Raw genomic sequence first — 8896 nt, forward strand, 5'->3', positions numbered from 1 at the left:
GCCCTGCGCGCCGGCGACGGTCTGCTGCGCCGTCGTCCGTACGACACCCTCGACGCCCTGCGCCTTCGCACGGGCGGCCGCCTGCGTGACCTGGAGCTTGGTCTGGGCGGCCGCCAGGGCCTCCTCCACCTCGGGGGCGAAGGAGGAGAGCGGGCCGAAGAGGTAGTCGATCTCGTCCTGAGCGGTGCCGTGTGCGGCGGCCTGGGACACGGTCGAGGCGGCGTGTGCGGCCGCGTGGGTGACGTGACCGGTGACGTGCGTGCCGTCGGCCTGGACACGGGCCTGAGCGTGCGCCTGCGCCTTACGGGCCGCCTGGGCGCCCCTGACGGCCTCGGCGCCCCGGATCTTCGCGGCGGCCGGAACCTTGGCGTCGACGTAGCGGCGGGCCTGGTCGTCGGTTCCGGTGGCGCTGCCGGTGATCCGCGTCGACTGCAGGGACTGCGTGGCCTTGGCGGCGTTGTCCGAGACGGTCGCGGTGGTCGAGGCGGCCGTGCCGGTCAGGCCGGAGACGGTCTGTCCGACGGTGTTCTGGACGCCGGAGACGGTGTCGTGAACACCGCTGAGAACGCCGTCGACCGTTCCGGCGACGGAGTCGGTGCCCGCGTCCGGTGCGGACACGGAAGTGCTGGACAGTTCGTCGGCACTGGCGACGGACGAGCCGAGCGCCCATGCACCGGTGACCCCGGCGGCTATCACGATCGAACGACGGATGTTCTTGTTCATTGCGTGCGTCAAGTCCTTCGAAAACATCTGGATGCAGCTGAAAGCAGCTGAAAGCACCTGGAAAGAGCCGGAAACGGCTAGGGGTTCCGTCCGGAGACCGCTGAACGCGAGACGTGTGAGCGCGGATTGCGCTGATCACTGGGGGCCGGACGGAAGGGCAGACCTGTTCCGCCCCCGCGCGACAGGTCCGTGGCGGGGAGGTCGGCCGTGCTCTCTAGCCGGGGAAGACGGGGATGTCCCGGTGCCGTTCCCGGGTGCGGGGCGCGTCGACGCGCGCGGTGGCGCCGGGCGCGAACCGCAGGGGCGCCCGGTCGTCGAGGGGGAGGGCGTACGCGTCACCGTGGCCGGACACGTTGCCGTCGGCAGCCTGCTTGCCGAGCACACCGTCCGGATCCCCGGCGGGCGCGGACCGGCCGGGGGCACCCAGGGCGGCGGTGCCGTGCCGCACCAGGGCGTGCGCCACGGGCTGCGGCACGGAGATGGCCTCCGGGCCGTACCCGGCGACCGGCGCCGGTGCCCCGACGGCGGCACGGTCCGCGTGAGCGTGGGTGCGGGCGCCGGCGTGCCGCTGTTTCTGCCCCGCTGGGGCGAACACCGTCGCGTCACCGTGCCCCTGTGGGCGAGGCGCCGTCGACTGCGGCTCCGACGCCAGCTGGACGGCCGCGGCCGGGACTTGGGTCAGGCCGGGCAACGCCAGGGTGGGCGCGGATGTCCGCGGCTTCTCGACGGCTCGGGCGGCCGTGGCGTCGAGGGACCGGAAAACGGAGGCCACCACGTCGCGTACCGGCGTGACGGCCTGCGTGACGGCCTGTTCTACGACCTTACGCACGGGAGCGACGACCTGCTTACCCACTCGGTGCTGAGGAGCGGCAGACCGCTCGCCGGCCTCGTGCACGGGGGCGGCGACGCGCTCGGTGACCGTGCGGACCGCCCGCACCGGGTTCTCATGGCCGGTCTCTCCGAGCCGCGCCGAAGTCACCTTCGCCGGCAGCGGGGTTCCGTCGGCCGCGTGCGCCTGTTCGCCGCAGAGGAATCCCAGCGCGAACAGTCCGCCCACCAGCACTGCCAGTTGGAGCGCACGCCGTCCCGCCGCCGTACGCAGCACGCGCACGGTGGTACCAAGGAGGGCTGCTGGGAAGGTCAAGGAGGCGGACATCCTCGGATCGGCACGGCACGGGCTCCACCGATCCTTGCACGACACGCCCGAAGCCGCGCAACCCCCCCTTATCCATGGGTAGTCATGTCCGTTTTCCTCTCTTCTGTATCGGTCTTCTGTATCGCTCTTCTGAATCGGTCTTCTGAATCCCTCTTTTCCCGTGCCCCTCCTCTTCCTTTTCCGTACCCTCCACTTTCGTGCCCGGCGTCACACGGTGTCCGGTATCGGCAGCGGCCGCTTCTCGAGTGCCGCGGCCATGACCTCAGGGAACAGATCGGGCGTACAGGCGAAGGCCGGTGCACCGAGCGCGGCGAGCGCCGCCGCGTGCTCCCGGTCGTACGCAGGCGCGCCCTCGTCCGACAGTGCGAGCAGCACCACGAACTGCACCCCGGACGTCTTCATCGCCACCACCCGCTTGAGCATCTCGTCACGGATACCGCCCTCGTAGAGGTCGCTGATCAGCACGACCACGGTTTCTGCGGGCCGGGTGATCTGGGACTGGCAGTAGGCCAGCGCCCGGTTGATGTCCGTACCGCCGCCGAGCTGGGTGCCGAACAGGACGTCGACCGGGTCGTCCAGCTGGTCGGTGAGGTCGACCACCGCCGTGTCGAAGACGACCAGCCGGGTGCTGATCGACCGCATGGAGGCGAGGACCGCGCCGAACACGGACGCGTAGACCACCGACGCGGCCATCGACCCGGACTGGTCGATGCAGAGCACGACCTCCTTCTTCACCGACCGCGCGGCGCGCCCGTATCCGACGAGCCGTTCCGGCACCACCGTGCGGTACTCGGGCAGGTAGTGCTTGAGGTTGGCCGCGATGGTGCGGTTCCAGTCGATGTCGTGGTGGCGCGGCCGGCTGATGCGCGCGCTGCGGTCGAGGGCGCCGGTGAGGGTGGCACGGGTACGGGTCGCAAGCCGCTTCTCCAGGTCCTCGACGACCTTGCGCACGACCGCGCGTGCCGTCTCCTTCGCCGTCTCCGGCATCGCCTTGTTCAGCGAGAGCAGCGTGCCGACCAGGTGCACGTCCGCCTCCACCGCCTCCAGCATCTCCGGCTCCAGCAGGAGTGAGGCGAGGCCGAGCCGGTCGATGGCGTCGCGCTGCATGACCTGGACGACGGAGGAAGGGAAGTACGTGCGGATGTCCCCGAGCCAGCGGGCCACGGACGGTGCCGAGGCACCGAGTCCCGCTGAACGGTCTCGGCCCGCCTGCGGTTTGTCCCCCTTGCCGTAGAGCGCGGCGAGCGTGCCGTCCATCGCCGCGTCCCGGCCGGACAGCGCGCATCCGGTGCCGTCGGCCTGGCCGCCGCCGAGCACCAGCCGCCAGCGCCGCAGCCGCTCCCGCGCCGGATCGTCCATGTCCGCCGCCGGCATCGACTCGCTCCTCATGTACCCACCCCCGCAAGGCTGTTGTCGTCCCTCGTCTCGAACGCGTCGTCCAGTCCGAGCAGCAACCGCAGCACCGGCAGTACGGCGTCGGCGCGCTCGGTGTCCGGCTCGGCAGCGAAGCCGGGTGTCACGGCGCCGTGGGCGGCCCGCCGGGCCACCCGGTCTCCCGGTCCGCACCGGACCAGTTCACCGAGTGTTCTGCGCACCCCCGGCTCATACGCCGCGAACGTGCGCCGCAGCAGCGGCAGTACGTCCGTGAACGCCTCCGCCGGAACCCCGGTCAGCCAGCTGTCCACCAGGCCGAGCAGCCGCTCGTCGTGCACCAGCAGCAGCCCTCCCCCGCCGCCGACGAAGCCCTCGATCCAAGCGGCCGCGTCGGCGGGCGGCGTCCCCGGCGACAGCGCGAGCCCCATCAGCCGCGCGGCCTCCTCGGAGCGCAACGCGCCGTCGTCCAGCAACAGCCGCACCGCCCGTCCCCGAAGCACGCCGGGCACGCTGTCCCGCACCGACAAGGTCCGCAGCACGGCCCGCCAACGGTCCCGCAGATCGCCTCGTCCGGCACCGGAGCCGTCGTACGTAGCTACGGGCAGTCGTGCGGCTGGGGCGGCACGGGCGGGCGCGGGAATACTGGGACCGGCACCCACGCCCGCACCGGCGTCGGCTGGCTCTTTCCCACCGGCACCCACGCCCGGGCCGCCCCGGGCCCCGGCACCGACGCGCTCCACCGCGCCCGCACCGGCACCGGCACCGGCACCGGCACCGGCACCGGCCAGCGTCTCTGTCAGGAGTCCCACCGCCGTGTGCACGGCGTCCACATGGCCGCGCATCTCGTCCGCCGCGTCCCTGTCGAGCGCGGCACACGCCGGGGGCAGGCCGACGAAGATGCGCTCGGCGAGGCCCGCGGCGACACCGGCCAGCGCACCGGTGTCCGTGCCGCGTACGTCGCCGTAGCGCAGGGAGCGGACCAGGGCGGGCAGGGCTTGGGCGAGATGGCCGACGTCCGCGTCGAGCGCCGCCCGGTCGGCGAGCACCCGCATGACCACCGGCAGGGCATCCGGCAGACCGGCGAGCAGGCACTGCTCGGCGAGCGCGGTGATGTCGGCGAGGGCGCCCGCGCCGGTCGCGTCCGCCTCGGCCTTGGCCTGCGCAGCGGCCAGTACGGTCGTCCCCCACACGCCCGCCTCGGCGACCCGCACCGACAGCTCCGGCTCCCAGCGCAGCCGCCAGGTCTCCCGGAACGTGCCCGTGCTCCCCCGGGACCGCGCGGGCTCGCCCCAGCCGACGCCGAGCAGCCGCAGCCGGTGCAGCAGCCTGCTGCGGCCGGCGTCGGTCTCACCCCGCAGGTCCAGCTCCAGTTCGCGCTCCAGCGCCTCTGGTTTGAGTCGCAGCGCACGCTGTTGCCGGGCCAGATCACGCTGCAGCGGCACCGCCGGCGCAGACTCCGGGACCTCGCCGAGGACGTCCCCGACCACCAGCCGGTCGTGCACCAGCGCCAGCGGCACGTCCGAGCCCTCGCCCATCACCGCGCGCACCGCGTCGATGGTCTCGACCAGCCCGGGCAGCGGGCGGCCGCGCAGCGCCGCCAGGGTCTCGGCGAGCCGGACGGCCTCGATGACATGGGCGGAGGAGACGATCCGGTCCTCCTCGCGCAGCAGCCGGGCCACCTTGGTCAGCCACCGCTCGACCGGCCGGTCCGGGGCGTGGAACAGATGGCCGTACCAGCCCGGCGAGTCGATGCCCGCGCCGTATCCGCTGGACCGGGCTAGCCGACGGTGGGTCCAGGGCACCCAGGTCAGGTCGGTCTTGACCTTGGGCAGCCCCTTCAGCAGGGCCCGGTCGGCGGCGACGGTGGTCCTCTCGCGCAGCGCGGGCACATGCCAGGCCCCGCAGACCACGACCACCTCGTCCCCGAACTCCTTGCGTGCCGCGCGCAGTCGGAGCCGCATGTGCGCCTCGCGGACGAGGTCCCGGGCGTGCCCGCCCGCGCCGTACCGCTCGCGGAGCGCGCCCATGGCCTCCGCCAGCACGGCGAACGGGGCGTAGGGATCCCGCTCGCCCGGGCCCCGGTGTTCGACGACGTCCTCCCACCAGCGTTCGGGATCGTCGTATCCGGCGGCCCCGGCGAGCGCGGCGAGCGGGTCGACCCGGACCTGCTCCCCGCTGTCCCGGCCCTCATCGGCGCACCGGTTCTCATCGCCGTCCCGGTTCCTGTCGGCGTCCCGGCTTTCGCCGGCGTCCTGTGGATCCCCGGCGGTCTCCGCGGCACCGGGTCCGGCGGGCGGTCCGGACCCGGCGGGAGCCTCCTCCGGCCCCCTCCCGCCCTCCTCCCAGGCGAGCGTGTGCGCGGCCGGCAGGTCGATGAAACGGGCCGGGACGCCGTGCTCCAGGGCCCAGCGGATCGCCACCCATTCGGGGCTGAACTCGGCGAAGGGCCAGAAGGCCGAGCGTCCCGGCTCGTCCACGGCATGGGCGAGCAGGGCGACCGGGGGCCGCAGGTCCGGGTCGGCGGCCAGCGGGATCAGTGCATCGGCCTCGGGCGGGCCCTCGATCAGGACGACGGCCGGCCGGGCGGCGTCGAGCGCGGTGCGCACCGCGCGGGCGGAACCGGGACCGTGGTGCCGCACCCCCAGCAGGAGCGGCCCGGAGTCATGGGCCTTGGGCCGGCGCGTGTCGTTCATGCGCTCACCTCCCGGCACGCGCGGTAGAAGTCCGTCCAGCCCTCGCGCTCGCGGACGACGGTCTCCAGGTACTCCTGCCAGACGACCCGGTCGGCCGCCGGGTCGCGCACGACGGCACCGAGGATGCCGGCGGCGACATCGCCCGGGCGCAGCACGCCGTCACCGAAGTGCGCGGACAGGGCGAGGCCGTTGGTGACGACGGAGATCGCCTCGGCCGTGGAGAGCGTGCCGCTGGGCGACTTCAGTTTGGTGCGGCCGTCGGCGGTGATGCCGTCGCGCAGCTCGCGGAAGACGGTCACGACTCGCCGGATCTCCTCGATGCCGTCGGGCGCGGCCGGCAGGTCGAGGGAGCGGCCGATTTGGTCGACACGGCGGGTGACGATGTCGACCTCGGCGTCGGCGCTCCCCGGCAGCGGCAGCACCACGGTGTTGAAGCGGCGGCGCAGCGCGCTGGAGAGGTCGTTGACACCCCTGTCCCGGTCGTTGGCGGTGGCGATGAGGTTGAATCCGCGGACCGCCTGGACCTCCTGGCCCAGCTCCGGGATGGGCAGGGTCTTCTCGGACAGGATCGTGATCAGCGTGTCCTGCACGTCGGCCGGGATGCGGGTCAGCTCCTCCACCCGGGCCGTCATGCCCTCGGCCATGGCGCGCATGACGGGACTCGGCACGAGGGCGTCGCGGCTCGGTCCGTGCGCGAGCAGCTGCGCGTAGTTCCAGCCGTAGCGGATCGCCTCCTCTGGGGTGCCGGCCGTGCCCTGCACCAGCAGGGTCGAGTCACCGCTGACGGCGGCGGCCAGGTGCTCCGACACCCAGGTCTTGGCGGTGCCGGGCACGCCGAGCAGCAGCAGGGCGCGGTCGGTGGCGAGCGTGGTGACCGCGACCTCGACGATCCGGCGCGGGCCCACGTACTTGGGGGTGATCACCGTGCCGTCCGGCAGGGTGCCGCCGAGCAGATACGTCGCCACCGCCCACGGCGACAGTTTCCAGCGGGCCGGGCGCGGGCGGTCGTCCTGCGCGGCGAGCGCGGCCAGTTCGGCGGCGAAGGCGTGCTCGGCGTGCGGGCGCAGCGCCTGTGCGCTTTCGCCGTCGCTCGGTTCGGCGGTGGTCGGTCGCACGGATGTGGACGTGGCAGACGTAGACGTGGCGGACGCAGACGTGGCAGACATGGCGGACATGGCTGAGGCCCCCTCCAGCTCGGCCGGTTCGGATCTGGCATCCACCGTGCACCACGCCACTGACAATCGCTCTGACCTGCGCAAATGCCCGCACCCGGCCGAATGTCAGTGGCGGGACCTACCGTCGGTGGCATGACTGAGCAGGGGGTGCGCTGGAGCGCGGAACAGGTGCTGTCACTGGCGCCTGACGCCGCGTCACGCACAGCGGGAGGCAAGCTCGGCACGGCCGGTCCGTGGTCCGAGGCGGGGAGCGGAGAGGGGACGGTGTGGGGGCTGTGCAAGGGCAGTGGCAGCAGGCCGTATCAGACGGTGGTCGATCTCACGGACGCGGCCGGGCCGGCGTACAAGTGCAGTTGCCCGAGCCGTAAGTTCCCGTGCAAGCACGCGCTCGGACTGCTTCTGCTGTGGGCGGGCGATGACGGCTCGGTGCCGGCGTCGGCCGAGCTGCCGGACTGGGCCGAGCAGTGGCTCGCGGGCAGACGCGAGCGTGCCCAGAGCAAACAGGCGCGGGGCGAGGGGAGTTCGGGGTCCGCAGCCGCCGATCCCGAGGCGGCGCGGCGGCGGGCCGAGCGCCGGGCCGAGCGGGTCACCGCGGGCGCGACGGAGCTTGAGCAGCGCCTCGCCGACCTGCTGCGCGGCGGCCTGGCCACGGCCGAGCAGGCGGGGTACGGCCTGTGGGACGAGACGGCGGCCCGCATGGTCGACGCACAGGCCCCCGGACTCGCCGCACGGGTACGGGAGTTGGGGGCGATCCCGGCGTCCGGCGCGGGCTGGCCGGCCCGGCTGCTGGAGGAGTGTGCGCTGCTGCACCTGCTCGACCAGGGCTGGCTTGGCCGCGACCGGCTGCCGGACAGCCTCGCGGCCACGGTCCGCTCCCGGCTGGGCCTGCCCGCCACGGCGGACGGAACGCCGGTCCGCGACCACTGGCTGGTTCTCGCCCAGTACGACACGGTGGACCCGAAACTGACGACGCGCCGGATATGGCTGCACGGCTCCGCGTCGGGCCGCACCCGGCTGCTGCTGTCCTACGGCGCGGCCGGCCGGGCTCCGGAACTGTCCCTGCCGGTGGGGCTGGCCCTGGACGCGGAGCTGTCGGCCTATCCGGGTGCCGGTCAGTCCCGGTCCGCCCTGGGTGAGCGGTTCGCCCCGCCCGTGCCGGCCGCGTTCCGCCCACCGGGCACGACCACGGCCGAGGCGGCCGCCCGGTACGGCGAGGCGCTGCGCGACGACCCCTGGCTGGAGTCGGTCCCGGTGACGCTGGACCGGGTGATACCGGTCCCGGACGGCGACCTGTGGCAGTTGACCGACGCCGACACGGACTCCGCCCTGCCGCTGGCCCGGGCCGCCCGCTCCCGCCCCGGCCTGTGGCGGCTGGTCGCGCTGTCCGGCGGCGCCCCGGTCACGGTCTTCGGTGAGTGCGGCCACCGCGGCTTCACCCCGCTCACGGCCTGGCCACAGAGCACGGGCGAGGCGATACCGCTGTGCTGACGGCTCCTCCAGAAAAACGACGCCGACAAAGCGACACCGGCAATCGGACCGACGCAGGGAAGGGAACGCGATGAACGGGACGCCCTCGACCGACGCGGCCACCGCTGCCACCACGGCTACCGCGGCCACCCCCAGCTCCTGGGAAGACCTGGTCACCACCGCTCTCCTCGGCACCGACCGACGCCCCGCCGCATACGGCGGATCCGGCCGGGAGGCCCCCCTGGCGCTGCTGGACGAGGCCGCCATGGCGACCGTACGGCGGCGGGCCGGGCTACGACCCGCACGCG

The 8896-nt window shown here is 73.7% G+C and carries 6 protein-coding genes and 1 pseudogene; 2 read left to right on the forward strand and 5 right to left on the reverse strand.

The window, feature by feature from the left end; genetic code table 11:
* The 5 genes and pseudogenes from M878_RS65275 to M878_RS65295 all read right to left on the reverse strand — a co-directional run.
* Positions 1 to 723 (reverse strand): annotated as a pseudogene (locus M878_RS65275) (hypothetical protein); the annotation flags it as partial.
* Positions 724 to 937: 214 nt separating this feature from the next.
* Positions 938 to 1867 carry a hypothetical protein gene (locus tag M878_RS65280; protein WP_158692695.1) on the reverse strand — a complete coding sequence of 310 codons (930 nt, stop codon included), beginning with the start codon at positions 1865 to 1867 and terminating at the stop codon, positions 938 to 940.
* Between the two features lie 219 nt (positions 1868 to 2086).
* Positions 2087 to 3253, reverse strand: a complete 1167-nt coding sequence (locus M878_RS65285; RefSeq protein WP_023547288.1) for a VWA domain-containing protein — start codon at positions 3251 to 3253, stop codon at positions 2087 to 2089.
* Positions 3254 to 3264: 11 nt separating this feature from the next.
* Positions 3265 to 5946: a DUF5682 family protein gene (locus tag M878_RS65290; RefSeq protein ID WP_023547289.1), complete on the reverse strand. Its 2682-nt coding sequence runs from the start codon at positions 5944 to 5946 to the stop codon at positions 3265 to 3267.
* On the reverse strand, positions 5943 to 7112 hold the full coding sequence (locus M878_RS65295; RefSeq protein ID WP_051430241.1) for an ATP-binding protein: 1170 nt from the start codon (positions 7110 to 7112) through the stop codon (positions 5943 to 5945). Before M878_RS65295 ends, M878_RS65290 begins: the two co-directional genes overlap by 4 nt.
* 141 nt (positions 7113 to 7253) lie before the next feature.
* On the opposite strand from M878_RS65295, the gene M878_RS65300 reads away from it, so the two are divergent.
* Positions 7254 to 8609, forward strand: coding sequence for an SWIM zinc finger family protein (locus M878_RS65300; protein WP_031225018.1), 1356 nt, complete (start codon positions 7254 to 7256; stop codon positions 8607 to 8609).
* Between the two features lie 70 nt (positions 8610 to 8679).
* The coding region (locus tag M878_RS47965) for a DUF5691 domain-containing protein (protein ID WP_031225020.1) at positions 8680 to 8896 on the forward strand (217 nt) is incomplete at its 3' end.

Source organism: Streptomyces roseochromogenus subsp. oscitans DS 12.976 (genome assembly GCF_000497445.1).
In the GTDB taxonomy this organism is placed as follows: Bacteria; Actinomycetota; Actinomycetes; order Streptomycetales; family Streptomycetaceae; genus Streptomyces; species Streptomyces oscitans.